Genomic DNA, 24008 nt, shown 5'->3' with positions numbered 1-24008 from the left:
GGCCGAACGCTGCCGGCGCAACCCGCTACCGGCGCCGCAGCACCAGCTTGCCGACGGCGCGGCGCCCGGCGAGGGCCTGCAGGGCGGCGGCGGCCTGCGCGAGCCGGTACGTCTCGCCGAGCTGCGGCCGCATCTCGCCGCCGACTAATATCTCCGTCAAGGCCGCCTGCAGGCGCTGACCGGCGGCCGGATCGCGGCGGCCCTGTTCACCCGCCCGCACGCCGATCAGTTCGGCTTGCTTCAGCAGCAGCCGGTTGGCCGGCGGCCGTGGCGGCGTGCCGCCGGCAAAGCCGACCACCAGCCAGCGACCGCCGGGCGCCAGCGCCTTCCATGCGGTGGCGAACAGCGCGCCACCCACCGGATCGAACACTGCGTCAGCCTGCAGCGTGTTTTCCCAGCCGGCCTCGGCCGGGTCGATGCAGCGCACCGCGCCGGCCGCCTGCGCTGCCGCGCGTTTTTCAGGCGAAGAGGCGACGGCAACAACCTGCGCGCCAAGCCTGTGTCCGAGTGCCACGGCGGCCAGTCCGGTGCCGCCGCCGGCGCCGAGCACCAGCAAGGTCTCGCCGGCGGTCAGCCGTCCGCGCGGCACCAGCGCCACCCAGGCGGTGGCGGCGGCAACCGGAAAGGCGGCGGCTTCCGCCCACGACCAGGCAGCAGGCTTGGGCAGCAGCATGTCGGCGGTGGCGACGATCTCATCCGCATAGCCGCCGCCGCGCGTCCGCACGATCACCGCCTGGCCGGGCTGCCAGTCGCTGACCGCAGCACCGGTCTCGATGATCTCGCCGGCGGCCTCGAAGCCCGGCACGAAAGGCAGGGGCGGCTTGTGCTGGTAGTCGCCTGCCACCTGCAGCAGGTCGGGGAAATTCACCCCGGCGGCCTGCACGGCGATGCGCAACTCGCCGGGCCGCAGGGCCGGGCGCGGCAGGTCCGCCGGCTCCAGCACATCTGGCGGGCCGAGCCGCCGGCAGAGCATGGCGCGGTAGGTCGCCGTCATGGCGCGGCGCCGGCCGGCTGCGGCAGGCGGATATGGCGCCAGCCGGCGATCAGGGTCAGCAGCAGGATGGCGCCGCCGACCAGATAGGGGCTGGTGATGCCGGCCTGTTCGAACAGCAGGCCGCCCCAGACCGGGCCGACCACGCGGCCCAGCGCCGACATCGACTGCGATACGCCCATGGTCAGGCCGACATGGCCTTCACCGGCGCTGCGCGAGATCAGGCTGGCGATGGACGGATTGATCATGCCGAAGCCGCCGGCGGTCAGCAGGATCGACAGGCCCATCACCGGCTCGGCAAAAACCCATTCGGTCATCACGGTGCCGAGCGCCAGCGCCAGGATGCCGGCGGCGAGCAGCCGGCTTTCGCCGAAGCGTCGGGTCAGCGGCCCGATCAGCACACCCTGCATGGTCAGCACGACGACGCCGATGAAGGTGAAGGCGATCCCCACCTCATAGGCATGCCAGCCGAGCCGCGCCGCGGTGAACAGCGGGAACAGCGTCTCGACCTGGGCAAAGACGAAATTGATCACCCCGTTGATCAGGATGAAGGCGAGCGCCGCGCGGCTGACCTGCGGCAGGGCGGCCAGCGGATGACGGATGCGCAGGCCTGCCCGCGCCGCCAGCGGCACCGTCAGCGTCTCGCGGATGGTCAGCACGGCGAGCAGCAGCGCGGTCAGCGAGGCGCCGGCCGCCGCGAAGGCCGGCAGGTGATAGTTCGGGTGCAGCGGATCGGGTCCGACCAGCAGGCCGCCGAGCACCGGGCCGAGGATCATGCCGATGCCGAAGGCGGCCCCGACCAGCCCCATGCCGCGGGCGCGCTTTTCCGGCGGCGTGGCGTCGGCGATGATCGCCTGGGCGATGCCGATCTTGCCCGCCCCGATCCCGGCAATCGTCCGGGCAATGAAAATCACCGTCAGCGTCTGGGCGAAGGCGAGTGTCAGGTAGCCGCCGGCGGTCAGCGCCGTGCACAGCAGGAAGACCGGTTTGCGGCCGAAGCGGTCGGACAGGGCGCCGAGCAGGGGCGCCGCGAGGAACTGGGCGATGGAAAACACCGCCGCCAGCAGGGCAATGACAAAAGGCGAGGCCCCGAAACTGCCGGCATAAAAGGGCAGCAGCGGCAGGATCAGCCCGAAACCGATCAGGTCGACGACGACAGTCAGGAAGATCGCGGGCAGCATGGGGCGAAACCTGTGTGACAAGGGGCCAAAATGGCCCCCGCAGCATTGCCCCCGGCAGGCCGGTCCGCTACTTTCCGCGCGACTTTTGCTGTGGTTTTTCCGGTTTCCGGGGCGAAGGACGGAACATGAAGATCAAGGGCGTAGCGTACCGCACGATCTGGGTCAACGACGATGGCTGGTCGGTCGGCATCATCGACCAGACCCGGCTGCCACACGACTTCGTCACCACCAGCCTGGAAAGCTGGGAAGCGGCGGCCCATGCCATCAAGGCGATGATCGTCCGCGGCGCGCCGCTGATCGGTGCCACCGGCGCCTACGGCCTGGCGCTGGCGATGCGCGAGAATGCTTCCGACACCATGCTGGACAAGGTACATGCCGCGTTGCTTGAGACCCGGCCGACCGCGATCAACCTGAAATGGGCGCTCGACCGCGTGCGCAATGCACTGCACAACCAGCCGGCCGTGGACCGCGCCGCGCTCGCCTACAAGGTAGCAGCCGAGATCTGCGACGAGGATGTCGCCACCTGTTCGGCAATCGGCAACCACGGCCTGAACATCATTGAGGGGCTGTATGCGCAGGCCGGCGGCAAGCGCACCATCAACATCCTGACCCACTGCAATGCCGGCTGGCTCGCCTGTGTCGACTGGGGCACCGCGCTGGCGCCGATCTACAAGGCGCATGACAAGGGCATTCCGGTGCATGTCTGGGTCGACGAGACAAGGCCGCGCAACCAGGGCGCCTCGCTGACCGCCTGGGAACTGAATAGTCACGGCGTGCCGCATACGGTGATCGTCGACAATGCCGGCGGCCATCTGATGCAGCACGGCCGGGTCGACATGTGCATCGTCGGCACCGACCGCACCACCCGCCAGGGCGATGTCTGCAACAAGATCGGCACGTACCTGAAGGCGCTGGCCGCCCGCGACAACGACGTGCCGTTCTACGTCGCCCTGCCGCATTCCACCATCGACTGGACGATCCGCGACGGCCTGCGCGAGATTCCCATCGAGGAACGCGGCGAGGACGAAGTGACGATCATGCGCGGCCGCACGACGACCGGCGAGATCGTGCCGGTGCTGATCACGCCCGAAGGCAGCAAGGCCGCCAATTACGGTTTTGACGTCACGCCGGCGCGGCTGGTCAGCGGCCTCGTCACCGAACGCGGCACCTGCGAGGCGACCGAAGCCGGCCTCGTCGCCCTCTATCCCGAATTCGCCTGAAGCAACCACCTGAAGCAACCGCCCGTAGCAACTGCCCGAAGCAATTGGAAGTGCCCCGATGAAGAATCTCTGGTCCGACCGCGACGCCAAGGCCGCCATCGCCCATTACGCGAAGCAGGGCGTCAATGCCGACCTCGCCATCCGCACCTATACGACCCGACTGCTCGGCGGCGTGCCTGCCCTGGTGCAGCATGGCGGCGGCAACACCTCGGTCAAGACCAGCATGCCGGACCCGCTCGGCAAGCCGGTCGCGGTGCTTTGTGTGAAGGGCTCGGGCTGGGACATGGCGGTGATCGAGCCGCCGGGCCTGCCGGCCGTGAAGCTCGGGCCGCTGCAGGAGCTGATCGCGCTGAACAGCCTGACCGACGAGGACATGGTCAACATCCAGCGCTGCAACCTGCTGGATGCATCGTCGCCCAATCCGTCGGTCGAGACGCTGTTCCATGCCTTCCTGCCGCACAAGTTCATCGACCATACCCATGCCTCGGCCGTGCTGGCGATCACCGACCAGCCGGACGGCGCCGCGATCTGCCGCAAGCTTTACGGCAGGCGCGTCGCGCTGGTCGATTACGAGATGCCGGGCTTCGGTCTGGCCAGGAAGGCGGCTGCCGCTTGGAAGGCGGCACCGGACTGCGAAGGCCTGATCCTGCTCAAGCATGGCATCTTCACCTTCGGCGATACCGCCAGGCAGGCCTATGACCGGATGATCGAGTTCGTCTCGCTGGCCGAGAAGCATCTGGCCAAGGGCCGCAAGGCTGTCTTCACGCCGGGCAAGGCGCTGCCGAAAAAGCTTGCGGCCGCCGAAGACGTGCTGCCGATCCTGCGTGGCCTGCTCAGCATCCCGGTGGGCGCCGACGGCGAGGTCCTGCGCTGGGTGTTCGACCTGCGTGACACGGCCGAGATCCAGGCCTTTGCCCGCGGCAAGGAGGTCGCGCGCTACAGCCAGGCCGGCACGGTGACGCCGGACCATGTGATCCGCACCAAGCCGTGGCCGCTGGTGCTGCCGGCGCCGGAAGCCGGCAAGCTCGATGCCTTCGCCGCCGCCGCACAGAAGGCGGTCGATGGCTACATCAGGAAGTACAAGGCGTATTTCGAGCGCCACAATGCCAGGGTGCAGCCGAAGAAGATCATGCTCGACCCGATGCCGCGCGCGCTGCTGATCCCGGGCCTTGGGCTCGTCGGCGTCGGCAAGACCCGCAAGGATGCGGTGATCGCCGGCGATGTCGCCGAGATGGCGGTCAGCATCATCACCCGGGCCGAGGCCATCGGCAGATTCACCAGCATCGCCGAACGCGACATCTTCGATGTCGAATACTGGTCGCTGGAACAGGCCAAGCTCGGCAAGGGCGCCGAGAAGCCGCTGGCCCGCCAGGTCGTGGTGATCACCGGCGGCGCCGGTGCCATCGGTGCTGCGACGGCCAGGGCCTTCGCCGCCGAGGGCGCGGAAGTGGCAGTGTTCGATCTCGACGGCGCGAAAGCAGCCGAAGTGGCGAAGAAGTTCGGCGGCCTCGGCGTCGCCTGCGACGTCACCAAACCGGCGGCCGTACAGGCGGCCTTCGCCAGGGTCGTCGCACATTTCGGCGGCGTCGACATCGTCGTCTCCAATGCCGGCAATGCCTGGGGCGGCAGGATCGGCGAGGTGTCCGACGCGCTGCTGCGCCAGAGCTTCGAGCTCAATTTCTTCAGCCACCAGTCGGTGGCGCAGGCCGCCGTGAAAGTCATGCTGCAGCAGAAGACCGGCGGCTGTCTCCTGTTCAATGCCTCCAAGCAGGCGGTCAATCCGGGTCCCGATTTCGGCCCCTATGGTCTGCCCAAGGCGGCGACGCTGTTCCTGTCGCGGCAATATGCGCTCGATTATGGCGACCAGGGCATCCGCTCGTCTGCCGTGAATGCCGACCGCATCCGCTCCGGCCTTTTGACCGACGATATGGTCGCCAAGCGCTCGAAGGCGCGGGGCCTGAGCGAGAAGGACTATATGTCGGGCAACCTGCTGAAGCGCGAGGTGAAGGCGGCCGACGTGGCGCAGGCCTTCGTGCAGCTTGCCGTTGCCGCCAAGACCACGGCCGCCGTCGCCACCGTCGACGGCGGCAATATCGCTGCCGCGCTGCGCTGACTGCCGCATGACCCGCGCCGCGCCGCGCTGGCTGAAACCCGCCACCGAATACGGGCCGCTGGCGGTCTTCCTCGCCGTCTATGCCTGGGCCGGACTGATGCCGGCGACGGCGGCCCTGCTGGCGGCGACCGGCGTCGGTCTCGTGCTGTCGCTGCTGCTGCTGCGCCGGCTGCCGCTGATGCCGCTGGTCACTGCCGCGGTGGTCGGCGTGTTCGGCGGCCTGACCCTGTGGCTGCACGACGACACCTTCATCAAGATGAAGCCCACCGTGATCAACGCGCTGTTCGCCGCCGTGCTGCTGGGCGGGCTGGCGCTCGGGCGGATGCCGCTGCGGCTGCTGCTCGGCAGTGCATTGCAGATCACCGAAGCGGGCTGGCGGCAGCTCAGCCTGCGCTGCGGCCTGCTGTTCGCCGGGCTGGCGGTGCTCAACGAGATCGTCTGGCGCACCCAGAGCACCGATGTCTGGGTCGCCTTCAAGGTGTTCGGCCTGATGGGCCTGACCGTTGCCTTCATGCTGGCGCAGGCGCCGCTGATCGCGCGGCACCGGAGCGACACCCGGACCGACCCGGAGGGCGACGACACCTGAACCGCCGGCCGTTTACACTTCGAGTTTCGCCAGCACCTGGCCTTCCTTGACGCTGTCGCCCTCGGCCACGGCGACGGAGGCTAGCCGGCCGGCCTTCGGTGCCTCGACCGGGATTTCCATCTTCATCGATTCCAGGATCATCACCACGTCGCCGGCCCCGAGCTGCGCGCCGACTGCTGCTTCCAGCTTCCAGACCTTGCCGGTGACGTCGGCCCTGATGTCGAGAACAGGCATGATTTTTGACTCCCTTGAGAACAAAGCATTTTCGGATAATTTTTCAGGAAATGAAGGGTTTGTCGTTAGCTCGCATTAACCTGCGTTAGCCCGGATTAGCGCCGCTCTGGTTACATGGTGCGTACATGACCAGTAACCCAATCTTGTTCCTCAAGAAGTCTGTGCCTACATGCGGGTGGATACCCACCGCCCACGTCTCAGATGATTATCGATTGCTACGAGCGTCGTCAGCCCCTGTCCTGAGAGTTGGTCAGATCGCGGAGGATGGCGCTTTCCACGGGAGTTATGTCGCGCTCTTCTGGGTAGACCCCGCTACTATAGAGCAGTTGCACGTACCATGTCGCTCCGACCGGCCACACCAGCCAGACTTCATCCGGCATGTTTGTGTATGTGGCCGTCTGCTTCTCAAGCTGTTCCGATAGAATGGCGTCATTCGACAACGAGATGTCATTGTCTTCGAGGACAAGGATGGTGCGAGCCCCAGCGGCTTTGCACCGGACCAGCTTAGGGTTTTTCTTCTCCATCGTCATGGCCATCCGAACCGGGCGTTGATTGTCGAGATCGGATTGGGCGATCCGCGTGATCATAACCGAACCATTCAAGTGAGCATTAGCCGGATGGTCGTAGACAGTGCGGCTAATCCAAAGCGGGTAAGGCACATCGGGTGGAGTCTCCGTTATCCAGTCGTCACGGCGCGAACGCGGCCGCACTGGTCCACGCGCATGTAACTCGATGGCCTTCTTCTTCACCCAAGCGATAATCGCCGTCTGTACGAGTTTGACCTGAACCGCAGGCACCTTCACGAACATCGGCAACAACAGCGTGTACGTCCCCGGCTTGGGCAGAGTCCCAGTCAACTCAGGTTCGAGGCCCGCAATGAACGAGATGAAGTCGAGATTGGCCTGTATCTGGCCCGGGAAGGATTCGATCTGGGTGTGCTCAAGCGCGTATGCTTGATCCCCCAAGCGGAACTCGACCTCCACGGGAGGATCGCGTCGCTCCAATTCAGGGAAGCGCTGATCGGTCCGGGTTAGGCCCAGTCGTGTCTCAAGCGTGCGAATTACCGCGTCGCAGCACTTGCCCTCATTTGGTGATCCCATGTGCGTGCCCCCTCGGCCGAGTCTACCAGTCGGACAGCGTCGCCGTGATCGACTGAAATACCGACACAATCAAGATGTGAGTGGTAACACGGCCGGTAACACGGATTTTCGGGGTTACCTAAAGGCTGATAGGGGAAGGGAGAACCGTATCCTTGTCGAGAACAGGCATGCTTCCTCCGTGTGTTAACCGTCTTTCTGCCTTGGATGTGGCTGTCGCGCCAGCCTAAAATGCCGGCGGAAGGGGCGAGTCGATGACCTGCCGTAACGTCAGTATTGCTCTGGTGCTGTGCGGCCTGCTGGCGGGCTGCAGCACCTATTATGCCGCGCGCCGCGATCTCGGCATCGATACGGTCGATCCGCCGCGTCCGCCCGCCGCCACCACCGTGGTGATGCCGGCCCAGTCGACGCCCGTGCAGCCGATGCAGCCGGCGACCATGCCCAATGGCGAAGCGCCCCCACCGCCAGGCACCGTGCTGCAGACCCGCGAGGGTGTCGCGCAGGCCAACTGGGCGGCGCAGCGCACCGCCACCCTGACCGCGCAGGACAACACGCCGCCGGTTGGCTACAAGCCGGAAGAACAGGCGAGCGCCCAGCCGCTGCCGGTGGCGCCCGCCATGGCGAAGGCCGCACCGCCGGCCGCGCCGAAGGCCGCACCGCCGGCGACTGCCATGGCGAAGCCGCCAGTTGCAGCGCCGCCGGCCGCCATGGCGAAGCCGCCTGTCACCGCACCGCCGCCGACCATGCCGCCGCCGCCCGCCGGGCTGCCGGCCGGCTATCGCCCGTCACCCTCGGCCGTCGATCATCCACCGGCCGGCGCGCCGCCAGCAGCGATGGCCGCGGCGCAGGCCATACCGCCCGCGACCATGAAAGACGAGGGGGCTGCCATGCATCACGACGCCTGGCGCGCCCATCTCGCGTCATACCGCAGCGAGGAAGAGGCGATTGCCGGCTGGGAAATCCTGCTGAAGGCGGACCCGAAGCTGTATGGCCGTTTCGATCCGCGCATCGAGTGGGCCGAGATCCCGAACCGCGGGTCCTATGCCCGGCTGACCATGGGCGAGTTTGCCGACCGCAAGGCCGCCGAGGCCGCCTGCGAGACGGTACGCAACCCGCGCCGCTACTGCGCGCCGCTCAGGGACTGAGCCGGAGCAGCGGTTGCGCCACCGGCCGGCTGCGGCCGCGGATACTTGTCGACGATGCGGCGCAGGCCGGCCAGCAGTTCCTCGCCCGCGGCATCGGAGGGCTGTGCCGCCGTGCAGACCAGCCGCAGGGCGGCTTCATGCATGGCGATGGCGGCGCGGTTATACAGCCCGGCTTCGCGCAGCCGGTACAGCAATTCGCACAGGCTGTCGGCAATGTCGGTGATCCGGCGATAGCCGAAGGTGCCGCCGAGGTCGCGGATCTCCGAAGCCTTGCGATAGGCCGCTTCGGCGGTGGCGGCGTCTTCGCCTGTGCCGTCATGCAGCCGCCCGAGCAGGGCCTCGAGCGCCGCGAGGTCGTTGACCACCCATGCGAGGAAACGGCTCTGCTCGGCCTGGATGAAGCGGTCGGCCGCCGCGATCATCGCCGCCGCCGACTTGCCGCCGCCGTTGCCGGCCAGCAGGGCCATGCGCGACTTCACGGCGATGATCTTGACGGTGTCCTGCTGTCCGGGGGTGTCAGTCATGGCGGTCTCCGGCACTCACTGCAGGGCCATCTGCAGGGGCGGCGCGGCGGCCGGCGCCGGCGCCGGCGGCTTCGCGCCGCGTCGGTCGCCGCCCGCCGGCAGGTCGTCCGCCTTGAAGCGGCGGTCCGGCCCGATATAGCCGGGTGCGATCACGAAGCGGCGCGGGTCCTCGGTGATCCAGACCAGCCGCTGGTACAGCGCATTGGGCGAGAGCGGCTTGGCCAGCACGATATTGGCGCCGCAGTCGCGGGCGCGGGTCACGTTGCCGGCCTGGGCATGGCTGGTCAGCACGATGATCGGCGTGTAGCGGTTGGGATTGCCGTGTTCCGAACGGATGCTGTGGACGAGGTCGAACCCGTCCACCGCGGGCAGGGCGGCATCGCAGATCACCAGGTCGGTGACGGTCTGGCGGCTGCATTCCAGCGCCGAGGCGCCGCAAGCGACCGCAGTGACGTTGCGCGCGCCGAAGGCGTGCAGGATGCCGAGCATGATGGATTGGAAGTAGGTGTTGCCGTCCGCAACCAGAACGCGGATGTGCTGCAGGTCGAGTGCCATGGTGGCCATCGTCGTCTCCCAGGCTTTTCTAGCGTGGATCCGGGTATGTCTTGCCGACAGCCAAATTCTTTCGGCTATCTGTCGGCGAATTAACTATAGATACTGGGCAATTGGCAATAGCAAAACGCATCAGGGTTGCATTATTTACATCTTAATTAAATGTTAAGGTGCGACGTAGCCGGAGTTTTCCGTCGTGAATCAAGGCGTTGTAGACGCCCGGGGAAGTTGCGGACATGAAAAAAGGCCGGGGTATTGCCCCGGCCTTTGGTCGTCGCGACGGTTAACTGCCGCGCTCAGGCCGCGTCGGCAGAGCGCGAGGCGCGCTTGCGGTCGTTCGGGTCGAGCAGCTTCTTGCGGATGCGGATCGACTTGGGCGTCACCTCGACCAGCTCGTCGTCGCCGATGTAGCTGATCGCCTGCTCCAGGCTCATCTTGCGCGGCGGGGTCAGGCGGACGGCTTCGTCTTTGCCCGAGGCGCGCATGTTGGTGAGCTGCTTGGCCTTCATCGGATTGACTTCGAGGTCGTTGTCGCGGCTGTTCTCGCCGATGATCATGCCCTCGTAGACCGGCGTGCCCGGATCGACGAACAGGGTGCCGCGCTCCTCGATGTACCACAGCGCATAGGCGACGGTCTCGCCGGTGCCGTTGGCGATCAGAACGCCGTTGCGGCGGCCCGGAATCGGGCCGCGATGCGGACCGTAGCTGTGGAACATCTTGTTCATGATGCCGGTGCCGCGGGTGTCGGTGAGGAACTCGCCGTGATAGCCGATCAGGCCGCGCGACGGGGCGAGGAAGGTGATGCGGGTCTTGCCGCCGCCGGACGGACGCATGTCGCGCAGCTCGGCCTTGCGCAGGCTCATCTTCTCGACCACCACGCCGGTATAGGCGTCGTCGACGTCGACATGCACTTCCTCGATCGGCTCCAGCAGGTTGCCCTGCTCGTCCTTCTGGAACAGCACGCGCGGCCGGCTGATCGACAGCTCGAAGCCCTCGCGGCGCATCACTTCGACCAGCACGCCGAGCTGCAGTTCGCCGCGGCCGGCGACCTGGAAGGCGTCCTTCTCCTCGGTCTCGCGGATATGGATGGCGACGTTGCCCTCGGATTCGCGCAGCAGGCGGTCGCGGATCACGCGGCTCTGCACCTTGCTGCCTTCCTTGCCGGCGAACGGCGAGTTGTTGACCGAGAAGGTCATGGCCAGGGTCGGCGGATCGATCGGGTTGGCCGGCACCGGCTCGGTGACGGCGGGCTCGCAGATGGTATCGGCCACCGTGGTGGTGGTCAGGCCGGCGATGGCGACGATGTCGCCGGCATCGGCTTCCTCCACCGGCACGCGCTCGATGCCGCGGAAGGCCAGCAGCTTGGTGACGCGGCCGGTCTCGATCTCGCTGCCGTCGGCATGCAGCGAATGGATCGGGCTGTTGACCTTCAGCTTGCCGGAATAGATGCGGCCGGTGAGGATGCGGCCGAGGAAGTTGTCGGCCTCCAGCGTGGTGACCAGCATCTTGAACGGCGCGTCGAGCTCCACGGTCGGCGCCGGGACGTGGCGAACGATCAGGTCGAACAGCGGGGCGAGGTCCTTGCGCGGGCCTTCCAGGCTGTCGTCGGCCCAGCCGCTGCGGCCCGAGGCGAACATGCAGGGGAAGTCGAGCTGGTCTTCGCTGGCGTCCAGCGCGGCGAACAGGTCGAAGACCTCGGAATGGACTTCGACCGGGCGGGCGTCCTGGCGGTCGACCTTGTTGATGACGACGATCGGCCGCATGCCGAGGCCGAGCGCCTTGCCCAGCACGAACTTGGTCTGCGGCAGCGGGCCTTCGGCGGCGTCCACCAGAAGAACCACACCATCCACCATCGACAGGATGCGCTCGACCTCGCCGCCGAAGTCGGCGTGGCCGGGGGTGTCGACGATGTTCACCCGGGTGCCGTGCCACTCGACCGAGGTGCACTTGGCCAGGATGGTGATGCCGCGTTCGCGCTCCAGGTCGTTGCTGTCCATGACGCGCTCGGCGACCTGCTGGTTCTCGCGGAACGAGCCGGACTGGCGCAACAGGGCGTCGACGAGGGTGGTCTTGCCGTGGTCGACGTGGGCGATGATGGCAATATTGCGGAGCTGCATGGCTTGCACGAAAGGCCCGGTCGACCAACTGGCTGGCGGCCGGGCGCGATTCCTCTAGGGTTCAATGAAGTTGATGAAGTTGCCGGGTTTATACGGGGCCGGACGGTTTGTGACAAGGACAGATTTGTTGCGCCGCAATGACGGCCGGGCAGGACAGCCATGCGGCCCGGGCAGCCGTCTAAATCCCTATATTTATTGAAGATATTTTTGCACCGGCTGGAACCCGGCTGGAACCATCGGGCGCCTCCGGCGTTTTGTTGTCATCGGCCATCCTCAGGAGGCAGCCATGACCCAGTCCCAGCACCAGAATCAATCCGGACAGCAATCCGCAAACGGCGAAGGCCGGCGGGCCGGCGCCGCCCGGCAGGAAGAGGGCGACCGGCGCAGCCGCAACCGCCCCGGCGACCTCGATGCCGGGCTGGAGGGCACCTTCCCGGCCAGCGATCCGGTGGCGATCAGCCAGCCCAGCACGGCGGGCGCGACCCAGAGCGACCGGCCGACCGCCAATGCCGGCACGGCGGCCCGCGCGCGGCTGGCCACGCCGGCCGAACAGCCGCACAGCCGGGTCAATGTCAGCACCGCCGAAGACCTGCGCTACTGGACCCGGCGCTTCGACGTCAGCGCCGACCGCCTGCGCGAGGCCGTTCGCGAGGCCGGCTTCTTCCCGGCCGATGTCGCGCATTATCTGGGGCGGAGTCCCTAGGAGCCGGCTGGCGGCCGGCGCTAGACTTGCCACCGGACCAACGGAGCCTCTCGTGACCGTCACCGACAATCCCGACCGCCACCGTTTCGAACTCGATGTCGACGGCCAGACCGTCTTTGCCGATTACCGCCGCCGCGACGGCGTGCTGGCGATCACCCATGTCGAGGCGCCGCCGGCGCTGCGCGGCACGGGCGCTGCCGGCCGGCTGATGGAAGGGGTGATGCAGATCGCCCGGGCGGAAAACGTCAAGGTGGCGCCGCTGTGCAGCTACGCCGCCGCCTGGCTCAGGCGGCATCGCGACTACGCCGACCGCGTGGTCTGAGGCGTTCAGCCGCCGAGGCCGGCGATCACCGTGATTTCCGGTTTCACGCTGTGCCAGTCGCCGCGCCAGGGGCCGGTTTCGGCGCGGCGCTGCCAGAACTGGCAGACCATGATCTGTTCGGGTTCGTCGCCTTTGATGCGCAGCGGCATGACCAGCCGGTAGGTCAGCGCATTCACGAAATTGCCCTTGTCGTGGTACAGGCTGGAGGCATAGACCGGCCGCTGCCGCTGGATCGCCAGATGATGGGTCAGCGCGACGAACTCGAAATAGGTCGGCGGCAGCACTTCATCGAGATAGCGCCCGGTCAGTTCCTGCCCGGCGAAATCGACCACCGCGGTGCCGGCGAGGCGGAAGCGGAAACGGTCGCCCTGCGGCGTGGCGATGCGGTCGAGCAGGATGATGTTGGGCAGCAGCGGCGGAAATTCCAGCGGATCGATATCGGTGCGCCGCGGCACCAGGCCGTCACGGCAGCGCGCGAACCAGTAGCGGGCGAGGTCGCGCAGCCGGGGATCGGGAATGGCGCCGCTGTCGCCGTCCGCAACGTCGAAGCTGAACTTGGGCAGGGAGGTGAAAACCGACATGGCCGACCTCGTGCTGTGGCCGCCGTGCCGTCGGCCAGCCACGGGTATTCAGGCCATATTGTTCCCGTGGCGGCAATCCCCGGTCAGGGCGTGGCCCGCCTCAGGCCGTGATATTGACGATACCGCCGGCCTTCTTCTCCGTGGATCGTTTCAGTGCTTCTTTGATCTGCTCACGGATTTCATCCTCGATCTTCTGGCGCTCTTTCGGGTCCATGTTTTTCAGATCCTCCTCGGTCAGGCCCTTGCCGCCGAGGTACTGCGCGCGGATGCGGTCCGCGACTGACATCTTGGCAAAGTCGAGGAACTGGTCCTCGACGCTGTCGGTCTTCTTGTCGGTGGCCGCGACGTCGGCGCTGTCGGCAACGGGAGAGGGTTTCTTGCCGGTCCCGGCAACCGGCGGGTAATAGCCGCCGGTCTGGCCGACGGAGGGAATGGTGGACATGGTTTTCCTCCGGATTGCTCCGTGTCCGGCGAAGCAAGCGGCATGCCATCGAAATGATGTTAATAGGTAAAATTAAATCAATATATTTCAATATATTGAATGGTTAATCTGAACTAACCATTCACATCGGAATAGGCAGAAATTTCCGCCCCGGAAGCTTCTGCCCGGCACGGCCTTCAGCGATCCACATGCCCGAGGTCGCGCTGCGGGTCGATACGGTCGCGGACCAGCTGCTTGAGCGTCTTCACGTCGGGAAAGCCGCCGTCGCGCTTGCGGTCCCAGATTGTCTCGCCGTCGCAGGTGATGAAGAAGGTGCCGCCGGTGGCCGGCACCAGCGCCACCTCGGCGAGGTCTTCGGTGAAGGTGGACAGCAGTTCCTGGGCCATCCAGGCGGCGCGCAGCAGCCACTGGCACTGGGTGCAGTAGGTGATGGCGATGCGCGGGCGGGGACGGTCGGCGGCGGGCATGGCCGCAGCCTAGCATCGCCGGGCCGCGGGCCGGTAGCCGCCTGTCAGTATACGACCAAAATCAACAATGTTCACTTTTTGTTTTTGAACTGCGGATGATCCCATGGCATCATGGTTCCGGATAGCGACCTGAGTGCGGGGAGCCCTGCGATGACCCATGACGAGCCCGGGGCGCGGCCGGTCCGCCGGCGCCGGCCGCGGCTGATCGACTGGCGCCGCGGCGCCCGGCTGCTGGCCGAGGGCCTGCCGGTCGCGGCGGTGGCGGCGGCGCTGCATATCGATCCGGAGCATGTCTGGCGCCATCTCGAAACCAGTCACCGGTTTCGCCGCTATGTCCGGCAGGCCCTCGGCCAGCAGCCGGACAGCGAGACGCCGGACAGCGAGTCGGTTGTGCAGGCGAAGCGGCCATGAAACCGCATGGCGAAACGAAGCGCAGCGGTCCGTGGCGGTCCGCAGTGGTCCCAAACGGTGCGGAACGGTCACCGGCGGTCACGACCGGTCGGCAACGGTCAGTGCCGGTCCGAACTGGTCAGCAGCGGTCCGCAATGGTCACCACCGGTCCGCAAACGGTCCGGGCCGGTCGGCCATGGTCAGCCGTCGCGGGCGATGGCCTCGGACTGGTAGACGGTCAGGATATGGTCGACCTGCACGCCATCGCCGGCCAGCGGGCAATGTGCGTATTCGATGTTGGCGAAATCGAGGCTGAAGCGGGTCGGCGTGCGGCCGTAGAGATAGGAGACCAGCCCGCTGTCGAGTACGGCCTGCCGTGCGGCAATCATATGTGCGGTGTCGAGGCCTTCCTCGGGGCGGATCTCGTCGAGCCAGCGGCCATGCAGGGGCACCGGCAGGGCCATCGCCACGGCATTGCCGACCACCTTGACCCGGAAGCGCCGGCTGGCGCGGTCGATCCTGACCAGCATCAGATGCGGCAGCAGGCGGGGGATGGCGAGCGGATCGAAATCGGCGCGCGCCGGCAGCCGGTCGGCCGGGTGGATGGACGCATAGTATTCCAGCAGGGCCTTTACTCGTGACAGGCGTGCGCTCGCCTGCACAGGTCCCAGGGCACCCAGATTGGGGTGCAGGCTGAGCTGCGGCAGGCGCGTGGCAGAGGCTTGCGGCACGAGGGGCAACCTTTCACTGGCGGCGGATGGCTACCAGCTAATGCTGCGCCGCACCATTGCAAAAGCTGCAACCATGCCCTGTCGTGTCGGCCATCACACTGCCTGCAATGGTCGTCACCCTGCGGCGATCACGCGCCTTCGTAATGGAAGAAGGAGATGATGTGATCAATCGTTGCGCCGTCAGTCGCCAGCGGGCAATGAACATATTCCAGATTGGCGAAATCGAGACGGAAACGCATCCGCGGCGGCCCGTACCAGTAATAGCAGGTGCCGCTATCGAGGGTTTTCTGGCGGACGTCGACAATCACCCGGCCATCCGTGATCTCGGCGGCGATCTCGTCGATGAAGCGTCCCATCATCGGCACCGGCGACGCATTGCGGACCGTCTCGCCCGCCACGGTGACGCGAAGGCGGGGCGCGGCGTCCGCCAGCCGCACCACCTCGGCCAGGACTACGCCGGGCAGCAGGGCGGGGATCGCCCGCGGGTCGAAATCCGCCCGCGCCGGCAGCCGGCCGGCGGGATGGATGCGGATCATGTACTGGAGGAAGGCCGCCACATCCGGATGACGGGCCTCGGCGAGATGACGGTCCAGTGCCGCGAGATTTGGATGCTGGGACATGCAACGGCAATTCTGTCACGGATAACGAGGGGCTCCGTAACAGATAATGCTGCGCTGCACTACAACCGGACCGGCCATTCAAGGTGGCCGGTCCGGAATGTTACCGGATATTTATCCCGGCAGGCCTGTCCGGTCAGATCGGCAGGGCGCGGGCGTCGCCGCGGACGCGCTCCACCAGGCGGTCCATGAAGGCTTCGCAGAGCGCGATCTGCTCGAGTGCGATGAACTCGTTCGGCTTGTGGGCCTGCTCGATCGAGCCGGGGCCGCAGACGATGGTGGGGATGCCGGTCTCCGAGAACAGCCCGGCCTCGGTGCCGAAGGACACCTTGGAGATGCGGTTGGCGCCGGTCAGCACCTTGCCGAGGCTGATCACCCCGGCGCTGTCCGGCGTGGCGAGGCCGGGGAAGCCGGAAATCTGCGTGAAGCTGAAGCCGCAGGCCGGATCGATGGCCTTCAGTTCCGGCTCCAGTTTTTCCTTCGCGTAGGCGACCACCTCGTCATACAGCGCGTCGACATCGTCCTGCGGCAGATAGCGGATCTCCCACAGGAAGCTGCAGTCCTTCGGCACGATGTTCAGTGCGGTGCCGCCCTGCACGGTGCCGGTATGCAGCGAGGTATAGGGCGGCGCGAATTCGCGGTCGAAGGGACCGCCGTCGCGCTTCCGGCGTGCCATCGACTTGATGAAGGCGATCAGTTCGGCGGCGGCTTCCACCGCATTGGCACCCATATGGATCAGCGAGGAGTGGCATTCGAAGCCGCGCACGTCGACGCGCCAGCTTTTCTTGCCCTTGTGCTGGGCGATCACCTGCATCTCGGTCGGCTCGCCGACGATGCAGGCGCGCGGCTTGACCGGCATGTCCTTCAGCACCTCGATCAGCCGCTTGGCGCCGAGGCAGCCGACTTCCTCGTCGTAGGTGAAGGCATAATGGATCGGCGTCTGCAGCGGCTGGGCCAGGAACTGCGGCGCATAGGCCAGCGCGATGGCGACGAAACTTTTCATGTCGCTGGTGCCGCGGCCATAGAGCAGGCCGTCCTTCTCGACGATGCGGAAGGGATCGGTCTGCCAGTCCTGGCCGTCGACCGGCACCACGTCGGTATGGCCCGACAGCATGATGCCCGGCTGGTCCTGGGGCCCGAGCGTGGCGTAGAGGTTGGCCTTCTTGCCGGTCACGTCATGCACCAGTGTGGCCGCCACGCCCATGCCGTTCAGATGGTCGCGGATCCAGTAGATCAGGTCGAGGTTGGAATCGCGGCTGACCGTCGGCATCTCGACGAGCTGCCGGATCATGTCGAGGGACGTCTTGCTCGGTTTGGCCATGGGGAACCTGTATATTGGGTGTCATGCCCGGTCTTGTGCCGGGCATCCACGTGTCTGGGTTCTGTAAAGTGCAAGACGTGGATGGCCGGAACAAGTCCGGCCATGACAAAAATAAAAATCAGGCCCGGTCAGCCGGCCTGCAGGCTGCGGATCTGGCTGTCGAGGTCGTCGGCGATGAAGGACTGGACGATCTCGTCGATCGAGGTATCGGTGGTGAAACCGAGCGCCTTCGCCCGGTCCGACTGGGTGGCGCCGGGCCAGCCGTCGACGATCTTCTGGATCGCGGCATCCGGCGTCCAGTGGATGGTGCCGGTCTTGCGGTTGCCCTTGTTGCGCTCGACGGCGGCCGCCATCTCGCCGGCGGTGACGCGGATGCCGCTCAGCAGCAGGGCGCGGTCGACGCCGAGTTCGGCGGCCGGCAGGTCGTGCATGCGGATGAAGGCATCGATGGTGCGGCGCGGCGACAGGCAGGCCATCGGGCTGTCCGGCCGCACCGGACAGGTGGCATCGACGCCCGACAGCGGCTCGCGGATGATCGAACTGGCCCAGGTCGAGGCCGCCTTGTTGGGGCGGCCGGGCCGCACCATGATGGTCGGCAGCCGGATGGCGCGGCCGTCGACGAAGCCCTTGCGGCTGTAGTCGTTGATCATCAGCTCGCCGGTCAGTTTCTGGTTGCCGTACGAGGTGGTCGGGCGCTGCGGCGTGTCGTCGGTGACGGTCTGCGGCAACTTGCCGCCGTAGACGGCGACCGACGAGGCGAAGACCAGCCGCGGCACGTGACTGCCGTTGATGCTGGTGATGGCGCGGCAGGCTTCCAGCACATTCTTGGTGCCTTCGAGGTTGACGCGGTAGCCGCCGTCGAAATCGGCTTCGGCGCCCGACGAGACGATGGCGGCGAGATGGAACACCGAATGGGTGTCGCTGCCGATCAGGCGCTGCACGGTATCGGCATCGCCGATATCGCCGGTGACGACAGTGACCCGCGGCGTGTCGGGGCCGGGCGCCGCCACGGTGTCGAACAGGGTCAGGCGGCCGATCGGCTGCGGCTTGCCGTCCGGGCCGATCAGCGTGCCGCGCTGCAGCAGCTCATGGGCAAGTTTCTGGCCGAGAAAACCGGCGCCGCCGGTGATGACGATGTTTAGCATGTGCGTCTCCCTAGGAGACTCACGCTAGCCATCCGGCGGCGGCCAGACAAGGCCGCTCGCCGCAACCAGACTGTGAAGCGGTTACTCCGGCGGTGGAGGCGGCGGCGGGCCGCCGGCGCCGGGCGGGCCCGGTGGTCCATCCGGTCGCGGCGGTGCGCCCGGTGGCGGTGCACCCGGCGGGCCGTGCCGCAGCATGCGCCGGGCATACTGCTCGCGCTGCTCCGGCGTCATCGCCTCGACCGCCGCCAGCAGGCCGGACTGGATGCCTTCCTGGAAGGTATCGAGGCGGCGCCGGTGTTCGTCGAGCAGGGCCGACAGCTTGGCCCGGTCATAGGGATCGGCGGCAATGGCGGCGGCGATGTCATGGCGGAAGCGCAGGAAGGCGCCGCGCGGCACGCGGCTGTTCTTTTCGATGGCGGCGCGGAAAGCGGCGGCGGCCTGTTCGGGCATGCGACGGGTGATCTGTTCCTCGATCTGCCCGCTCGGCGGCCGGTCGGCCATGCGGCTGTGATGGATATAGCGGGCGGCGCCCCAGCCGATGAAGGCGAGGTTCACGGCGGCCGAGACGATCAGGCCGGCGGCCAGCCATCGGTTGAACCGCGGCTTGCGCGGCGGCGCGGCGACAGCGTCGGGGGCGCTCATGATGCTTACTCCTCCAGATAGACGGGCACGGCAGAACTGAGCTGCAGCGTGACGAGATCGTTGTCCTGGGTATCGACCGGCAGGATGTTGGTGAAACCGGCGCCGATGCCGATGGCGAGCGCCAGCGTCAGGGCGGCGAGCTGCGGCATCATGCGGCCGCCGGGGAACAGCAGGCCGATGGCTTCGGCAATCTGGCTGCGCCAACCCGCCACGGAGCGCGGAGCCGGGCCGATCTGCGCCATGATGCGGCTGCGCAGGGCGGCACTCGGTTCGATGGCGGGCAGGGGTGATATTGAGAGCAGGGCATCGAAGGCCTGCGCCTCCTGTACCAGCCGCTGCGCCTCGGCCGAGGCGGCCAGCAGGCTCTGTGCGGCCTGGCGTTCCGCTGCCGGCCAGCGCTGCGGGTTGGTCCCGTAGGCGGCGATCAGATCGGCAAAGCGTTCGAGGTTCATGGCCTACTCCTTGTCCGGGCCGCCGGCCGCGTCCGGGCCGAGTGTGTCGTCGAGGGCGTCGCGCAGCGCGCGCTTGGCCCGCACCAGCAGGGATTCCAGCGCACCGACCGTGATGCCGAGCGTTTCGGCTGCCACGATATTGCTTTCGCCTTCCCAGAAGCACAGCACGATGGCGGCGCGCTGGCGCTCGGGCAGGGTTCCCAGCGCCGCCGCGACCCGCGCCGACGTTTCGCCGCCGAGCACCGTGTCGTAGGGGCTGCTGGCCGGATCGACGGGATCGGGCTGGTCGTCCAGTGCCGCCATCGACGGCTTGCGCTTGCGGTCGATGCACAGGTTGACGATGACGCGGTTCAGCCAGGTGCGGAAGGTGGCGCCGCCATCGCTGCGCCAGCGACCGGCATGCTGCCAGACCCGCAGGAAGGCTTCCTGGGCAATCTCCTCGGCATCGGCGCGGTTGAACAGCACCCGGTAGGCGAGGTTGACGGCATGGCGCAGATGACGCTCGACGAGCTGGCCGTAGGCGCGGCGGTCGCCGGTGGCGACCTGCAGCATCAGGGCCGTGTCGTCGGCTTCCGTCATGTCACGGCGCAGTACCGCCGCCCCGGCCGACGGCCAGGACAGGGAAAACGCGGGCAGCGCGAGAGTGGCTTGCATCCGGGAGAACTCCGCCTCGGCCATTGCTTACTGTGGGTCTACACGGGACCATGGCGGCATTCCTGCGCAAAAAGCGAAAAACCAGCGAATTCAGGCTTTTCCGGCGGATTCGAGAGCCTTCAGCTCTTCCGTCAGTCGGGCGATCTCCTCGCCGACGGCGCGGGCCATTTCGGGGGCGTCCCAGTCGCGGTACTGCTGTTGCCGGTAGGCCAGCGCGTTGCGATAATAGAGCCAGGCATTCAGGCGGCAGCGGACATAGTTGTTCTGCGTCTTGATCACCTTGCCGGGGCTGCCGACCACCACCGAGTTATCCGGGATCACCGTGCCTTCCTTGAGGAAGGTGTGGCCGCCGATGATGCAGTTGCTGCCGATCACGCAGCCATCCATGATGGTCGAGCCGATGCCGATCAGGCAGTTGTCGCCGATGGTGCAGCCGTGAATCGTGCAGTGGTGGGTGACCGAGCAATGGGCGCCGACATAGGTGCCGGTCTGGCCGCCCACATGCAGCATCGCGAAATCCTGGATGTTGGTGTAGGCCCCGACGACGATCTCGTAATTCTCGGCGCGCATGGCAACATTGATCCACACCGAGGCGCCTTCCTCGATCCGCACCTTGCCGTAGATCTGCGCAGTCTCGTGCAGATAGGCGGGATTGTTCAGCACCACGTCAGGGCCGTGCACGGGCATTGTGTCCTCCGGTTCTTATGACCGGACGACCTTAGCGAAGGCAGGCAGGCAGAGGGAAGGGCGACGGCTGCCCCGGATCAGGCGCCCGGATCAGGCGGCGGCGGCCTCGTCATCGGTCTCGATGGTTTCGCCGCCGGCGATCTTCCATGCCAGCAGGCCACCTTCGAGATGCAGCAGGTCGGTGAGGCCGCGCCGGGCCAGACGCTCCAGCGCGGTCGCGGAGCGCTTGCCGCTCAGGCAGCTCAGCACGCGACGCTTGCCGTTGGCGTCCGGCAGGACGGCGGTATCGAGGGTCGACAGCGGCACCAGCACGGCGCCGGGGATGTATTCGTCGGCGAACTCTTCGGGCTCGCGCACGTCGATCAGGACCGCCTCGCCGGCAGCCAGCCAGCCACGCAGCGTTTCGGCCGAAATGCTGGCGGGGGAAATCCGGGGGCTGCTCGTGCGGTTGTCCATGGGAAAGAGATATGATCTTGGAGTGTGGAATACAATGAATTTATGTGTGACGACTGTTATATTCTTATTTCACACTATTAAACGTGAAATGCCCCTTCCGCCGGACGGAAGGGGCATTCGCACGGAATTACGGTCAGGTACTTACTTGGTCGCGTCCTTGAGGTAGGCGATCAGGTTTTCCAGCTCGCTCTCCTTCTTGATGCCAGGGAAGGCCATCTTGTTGCCCGGCACGAAGCCCTTAGGGTCGGTCAGATACTGCCTGAGGGTGGCTTCGTCCCAGGTCACGCCCTTGCTCTGCATGGCGGACGAATACTTGTAGCCCGGCGCCGTGCCCGCCTTGCGGCCGAACAGGCCATGCAGGCTGGGGCCGACGCCGTTCTTGCCTTCCACGAGCTGGTGGCAGGCATGGCATTTGGCGAACGACTTCTTGCCCTCGGCGGCATCGCCGGCGGCATGGGCATTGGCAATGCCGAGGCCGAAGGCAAGGGCGGCAACGGCGGAGAAAAGCGTGCGAGACATCGGATGGGGCTCCTCAGCGGGTCTGGCCGGTTATGGGTCCGGCCGGTTGTTCTGCTCTGCCGGGGCCCGAATCGCCCCCGAGACCAGAATTTCCATAAAGCGGCAAAAAACTAGCACAGCGACTCGGGCGGGGAACAGTGGCGCGTTGCCGCATTTACCAGCGCTTAAGAACGGCCTGCCTAGTCTGCCCCGCCGAGTGCCGGAGGTGTGGCGTCCAATGAACATGATGGCGAATCTGGGTCGCGTAAGATTGCAGGGCATGCTGACGGCCGGCCTCGAGGTGCTGCGTATCCAGCAGTCACTGGCGGCACGCCGCAGCAATCTGGTGGCCGAACTGCTGCACGGCGAGGACGAGTTCTTCGAGCGCCGGCATTATCCGGCCGGCGATGTCTACGACCCGGAAACCGGGGCGCAGTATTATTACCACGCCCATCGCAGCGATCCGCGCGAGCATGGTCATTTCCATATCTTCCAGCGCCCGCATGTGCTGTCCGAGCGCTTCGAGCCGATGCGCCATGCCAAACCCGGCATCGGCCGCTGTGCCGGTGAACCGCAGGTCGGCGCGCACTGGCCGCGTGGCGAGGCCGCGCTGGCGCACATCGTCGGTGTCGCCATGGACAATTACGGCCTGCCGATCCGGCTGTTCACGGTGAACCGCTGGGTCACCGACGAGACCTGGTATGCCGCCCGCGATGTCATCACCATGCTGGACCATTTCGAGATCCGCAGTCGCCGGACGGTGCCGGAGGTCAACGGCTGGATCGCCGGGCTGCTGCGGCTGTTCCAGCCGGAGATCGTCGAACTGGTGCGCCGCCGCGATGCCGCCGTCGAGGCGCGCGCGCGCGCCAACCCGCATGGCGATGCCCTGGAAGACCGCAGCCTCGAAGTGACGGCGGCACTGGATATCTCGGTCGAACGCCGGGTGCGGCAGTTGCGCCGTTCGCTGGCGGCCTGAACGGTTCAGCAGATCAGGGCAGGTAGCCGAGGTCTTTCCAGGCCGCGTAGGATTCGCGGAAGCTGGAATACGACTCCCAGGCCTTCCTGAATTCCGGATTGGCGGCGCTTTCCTCGCGCACCACATTCTCCCAGGCATCCTTCAGCGCGCTGAGCACCGCGGGCGGGAAGGTGCTGATGGCGATGCCCTTGGCGCGGATTTCCTGCAGTGCCTTGACCTGCTGGACCTCGCCGTCGGCCATGCTCTCGCGGATGTTGTCGCCGCAGACGGCCTCCATCTGGCCGCGCTGGGCATCGCTGAGGCTTTCCCAGACCTTGGCGTTGACCAGCAGGGTGATCAGCGAGGCCTGCTGGTGCCAGCCGGGGAAGTAGTAATGGCCGGCCGCCTTGTCGAAGCCGAATTTCAGGTCGATCGCCGGCAGCGAGAATTCGGCCGCCTCGATGGCGCCGCTCTGCAAGGCATAGAAGGTGTCGCCGCCCGACAGTGCCACGGTATCGACGCCAAGCTGCGCGATGACCCGGGCGCCGATGCCCATGAAGCGCATCTTCAGGCCCTTGAGGTCGTCGACGCCGGTGATCTCGCGGCGGAACCAGCCGCCGGATTCCGGCGGCAGCACGGTGCAGACCACCGGTTTGATGTTGAAGCGGGCGAAACTCGCGTCCATCAGCTCCTGGCCGCCGCCATAGGCGAGCCAGGCGAGGTATTCGCCGGCCGGCGGACCGAACGGCACGGTGGAGAACAGCCAGAAGACCGAGTCGCGCTGGGCAAAGAAGTTGGTCGAGGCCCAGACCGCATCGACGTCGCCGTTCGACAGCTTGTCGAACAATTCGCTGGTCGGGAACAGCGTGCCCGGCTCGTTGAGCTTCAGTTCCAGTCGGCCATCGGAAACGCGGGCCAGCTTTTCGGCGGTGGTGACCGCCATGGTGCCGATCTCGATGGCGGTGGTGGGGATCGAACTGGCGACGGTCAGCACGCGGTGGTCGGAGGGGGCTTCGGTGACGGTCGGCGCGGTGTCCAGCACCGGCTGCTGCTGCTCATGCACGGCGCGCGCCACCGGCGACAGTGCGGAACGCTGCAGTGACGTCCACCCGATCCCAAGCAACAGGCCGACAACCAGGGCCAGACCGGCAACCGTTACCAGGCGCGCCATCTTTCGTCCTCGCA

Annotated in this window: 29 protein-coding genes; 8 read left to right on the top strand and 21 right to left on the bottom strand. The window is 66.7% G+C overall.

Annotation, left to right across the window (positions count from 1 at the left end):
* Positions 1–25: 25 nt before the first annotated feature.
* Together ACFOOQ_RS15015 and ACFOOQ_RS15010 are read right to left on the bottom strand one after the other, a co-directional pair.
* Complete coding sequence (locus ACFOOQ_RS15015; protein ID WP_379728106.1) at positions 26–994, bottom strand: zinc-binding dehydrogenase; 969 nt, start codon at positions 992–994, stop codon at positions 26–28.
* Positions 991–2172: an MFS transporter gene (locus ACFOOQ_RS15010; protein WP_379728104.1), complete on the bottom strand. Its 1182-nt coding sequence runs from the start codon at positions 2170–2172 to the stop codon at positions 991–993. The genes ACFOOQ_RS15015 and ACFOOQ_RS15010 overlap by 4 nt, the downstream gene beginning before the upstream one ends.
* A gap of 125 nt (positions 2173–2297) precedes the next feature.
* On the opposite strand from ACFOOQ_RS15010, the gene mtnA reads away from it, so the two are divergent.
* From mtnA to ACFOOQ_RS14995, 3 genes are read left to right on the top strand one after another with little or no spacing between them, the layout of a single operon-like run.
* Positions 2298–3392 (top strand): S-methyl-5-thioribose-1-phosphate isomerase, encoded by a 1095-nt coding sequence (gene mtnA / locus ACFOOQ_RS15005; RefSeq protein WP_379728102.1) that lies wholly within the window; start codon positions 2298–2300, stop codon positions 3390–3392.
* A gap of 58 nt (positions 3393–3450) precedes the next feature.
* Positions 3451–5505, top strand: coding sequence for a bifunctional aldolase/short-chain dehydrogenase (locus ACFOOQ_RS15000; RefSeq protein ID WP_379728100.1), 2055 nt, complete (start codon positions 3451–3453; stop codon positions 5503–5505).
* A gap of 7 nt (positions 5506–5512) precedes the next feature.
* On the top strand, positions 5513–6091 hold the full coding sequence (locus ACFOOQ_RS14995) for a septation protein A (RefSeq protein WP_379728098.1): 579 nt from the start codon (positions 5513–5515) through the stop codon (positions 6089–6091).
* Positions 6092–6103: 12 nt separating this feature from the next.
* Here ACFOOQ_RS14995 and ACFOOQ_RS14990 read toward each other — a convergent pair whose 3' ends face one another.
* On the bottom strand, positions 6104–6325 hold the full coding sequence (locus ACFOOQ_RS14990) for a biotin/lipoyl-binding carrier protein (RefSeq protein ID WP_379728096.1): 222 nt from the start codon (positions 6323–6325) through the stop codon (positions 6104–6106).
* A gap of 227 nt (positions 6326–6552) precedes the next feature.
* Positions 6553–7308, bottom strand: coding sequence for a hypothetical protein (locus tag ACFOOQ_RS14985; protein WP_379728094.1), 756 nt, complete (start codon positions 7306–7308; stop codon positions 6553–6555).
* Positions 7309–7676: 368 nt separating this feature from the next.
* Between ACFOOQ_RS14985 and ACFOOQ_RS14980 the strand changes: the two genes are divergently transcribed.
* On the top strand, positions 7677–8567 hold the full coding sequence (locus ACFOOQ_RS14980; RefSeq protein ID WP_379728092.1) for an SPOR domain-containing protein: 891 nt from the start codon (positions 7677–7679) through the stop codon (positions 8565–8567).
* Here the strand turns inward: ACFOOQ_RS14980 and ACFOOQ_RS14975 are convergent.
* The 3 genes from ACFOOQ_RS14975 to typA form a co-directional block, all read right to left on the bottom strand.
* Complete coding sequence (locus ACFOOQ_RS14975; protein WP_379728090.1) at positions 8543–9091, bottom strand: hypothetical protein; 549 nt, start codon at positions 9089–9091, stop codon at positions 8543–8545. The genes ACFOOQ_RS14980 and ACFOOQ_RS14975 overlap by 25 nt on opposite strands.
* 15 nt (positions 9092–9106) lie before the next feature.
* A complete protein-coding gene (locus ACFOOQ_RS14970; protein ID WP_379728088.1) occupies positions 9107–9655 on the bottom strand; it encodes a response regulator in 549 nt (182 codons plus the stop codon).
* Between the two features lie 284 nt (positions 9656–9939).
* A complete protein-coding gene (gene typA, locus ACFOOQ_RS14965) occupies positions 9940–11760 on the bottom strand; it encodes a translational GTPase TypA (RefSeq protein WP_379728086.1) in 1821 nt (606 codons plus the stop codon).
* A 286-nt stretch (positions 11761–12046) separates the two neighbouring features.
* On the opposite strand from typA, the gene ACFOOQ_RS14960 reads away from it, so the two are divergent.
* Both ACFOOQ_RS14960 and ACFOOQ_RS14955 read left to right on the top strand, forming a co-directional pair.
* Positions 12047–12463 (top strand): DUF3606 domain-containing protein, encoded by a 417-nt coding sequence (locus ACFOOQ_RS14960; protein WP_379728084.1) that lies wholly within the window; start codon positions 12047–12049, stop codon positions 12461–12463.
* A gap of 52 nt (positions 12464–12515) precedes the next feature.
* A complete protein-coding gene (locus ACFOOQ_RS14955) occupies positions 12516–12785 on the top strand; it encodes a GNAT family N-acetyltransferase (RefSeq protein WP_379728082.1) in 270 nt (89 codons plus the stop codon).
* Positions 12786–12790: 5 nt separating this feature from the next.
* On the opposite strand, the gene ACFOOQ_RS14950 is transcribed toward ACFOOQ_RS14955, so the two are convergent.
* From ACFOOQ_RS14950 to ACFOOQ_RS14940, 3 genes are all read right to left on the bottom strand, one after another.
* A complete protein-coding gene (locus ACFOOQ_RS14950; RefSeq protein WP_379728080.1) occupies positions 12791–13366 on the bottom strand; it encodes a PAS domain-containing protein in 576 nt (191 codons plus the stop codon).
* A 100-nt stretch (positions 13367–13466) separates the two neighbouring features.
* Entirely contained in the window at positions 13467–13808 is a 342-nt protein-coding gene (locus tag ACFOOQ_RS14945) for a hypothetical protein (protein ID WP_379728078.1), read from the bottom strand.
* A gap of 176 nt (positions 13809–13984) precedes the next feature.
* Entirely contained in the window at positions 13985–14275 is a 291-nt protein-coding gene (locus ACFOOQ_RS14940) for a SelT/SelW/SelH family protein (RefSeq protein ID WP_379728076.1), read from the bottom strand.
* A gap of 150 nt (positions 14276–14425) precedes the next feature.
* Here ACFOOQ_RS14940 and ACFOOQ_RS14935 point away from each other — a divergent pair, with 150 nt between their 5' ends.
* Positions 14426–14686 carry a hypothetical protein gene (locus ACFOOQ_RS14935; protein WP_379728074.1) on the top strand — a complete coding sequence of 87 codons (261 nt, stop codon included), beginning with the start codon at positions 14426–14428 and terminating at the stop codon, positions 14684–14686.
* 179 nt (positions 14687–14865) lie between these two features.
* On the opposite strand, the gene ACFOOQ_RS14930 is transcribed toward ACFOOQ_RS14935, so the two are convergent.
* From ACFOOQ_RS14930 to ACFOOQ_RS14885, 10 genes are all read right to left on the bottom strand, one after another.
* Positions 14866–15396: a hypothetical protein gene (locus ACFOOQ_RS14930; RefSeq protein ID WP_379728072.1), complete on the bottom strand. Its 531-nt coding sequence runs from the start codon at positions 15394–15396 to the stop codon at positions 14866–14868.
* 128 nt (positions 15397–15524) lie between these two features.
* Complete coding sequence (locus ACFOOQ_RS14925) at positions 15525–16016, bottom strand: hypothetical protein (RefSeq protein WP_379728071.1); 492 nt, start codon at positions 16014–16016, stop codon at positions 15525–15527.
* 133 nt (positions 16017–16149) lie between these two features.
* Positions 16150–17334 (bottom strand): acetylornithine deacetylase, encoded by a 1185-nt coding sequence (argE, locus tag ACFOOQ_RS14920; protein WP_379728070.1) that lies wholly within the window; start codon positions 17332–17334, stop codon positions 16150–16152.
* Positions 17335–17462: 128 nt separating this feature from the next.
* Complete coding sequence (gene denD, locus ACFOOQ_RS14915; RefSeq protein WP_379728069.1) at positions 17463–18479, bottom strand: D-erythronate dehydrogenase; 1017 nt, start codon at positions 18477–18479, stop codon at positions 17463–17465.
* An 81-nt stretch (positions 18480–18560) separates the two neighbouring features.
* Positions 18561–19121 (bottom strand): periplasmic heavy metal sensor, encoded by a 561-nt coding sequence (locus tag ACFOOQ_RS14910; protein ID WP_379728068.1) that lies wholly within the window; start codon positions 19119–19121, stop codon positions 18561–18563.
* Positions 19122–19126: 5 nt separating this feature from the next.
* Positions 19127–19573 (bottom strand): hypothetical protein, encoded by a 447-nt coding sequence (locus ACFOOQ_RS14905; protein WP_379728067.1) that lies wholly within the window; start codon positions 19571–19573, stop codon positions 19127–19129.
* Positions 19574–19576: 3 nt separating this feature from the next.
* Entirely contained in the window at positions 19577–20227 is a 651-nt protein-coding gene (locus ACFOOQ_RS14900; RefSeq protein ID WP_379728066.1) for an RNA polymerase sigma factor, read from the bottom strand.
* Between the two features lie 90 nt (positions 20228–20317).
* The gene (locus ACFOOQ_RS14895; RefSeq protein WP_379728065.1) at positions 20318–20914 is read right to left on the bottom strand and encodes a gamma carbonic anhydrase family protein; all 597 of its coding nucleotides are present in this window, start codon (positions 20912–20914) and stop codon (positions 20318–20320) included.
* Between the two features lie 90 nt (positions 20915–21004).
* A complete protein-coding gene (locus tag ACFOOQ_RS14890; protein ID WP_379728064.1) occupies positions 21005–21370 on the bottom strand; it encodes a rhodanese-like domain-containing protein in 366 nt (121 codons plus the stop codon).
* Positions 21371–21511: 141 nt separating this feature from the next.
* Positions 21512–21889 (bottom strand): c-type cytochrome, encoded by a 378-nt coding sequence (locus ACFOOQ_RS14885; protein ID WP_379728063.1) that lies wholly within the window; start codon positions 21887–21889, stop codon positions 21512–21514.
* Positions 21890–22148: 259 nt separating this feature from the next.
* Here ACFOOQ_RS14885 and ACFOOQ_RS14880 point away from each other — a divergent pair, with 259 nt between their 5' ends.
* On the top strand, positions 22149–22844 hold the full coding sequence (locus tag ACFOOQ_RS14880) for a DUF6969 family protein (RefSeq protein WP_379728062.1): 696 nt from the start codon (positions 22149–22151) through the stop codon (positions 22842–22844).
* A 13-nt stretch (positions 22845–22857) separates the two neighbouring features.
* Here the strand turns inward: ACFOOQ_RS14880 and ACFOOQ_RS14875 are convergent, their stop codons facing one another.
* Positions 22858–23994, bottom strand: a complete 1137-nt coding sequence (locus ACFOOQ_RS14875; RefSeq protein WP_379728060.1) for a TRAP transporter substrate-binding protein — start codon at positions 23992–23994, stop codon at positions 22858–22860.
* Between the last annotated feature and the right edge of the window lie 14 nt (positions 23995–24008).

This window comes from Ferrovibrio xuzhouensis (assembly GCF_042648965.1).
Lineage (GTDB): Bacteria > Pseudomonadota > Alphaproteobacteria > Ferrovibrionales > Ferrovibrionaceae > Ferrovibrio > Ferrovibrio xuzhouensis.
Note: the sequence above shows the minus strand (reverse complement) of the source record. Positions and strands in the feature narration are given on the sequence as shown.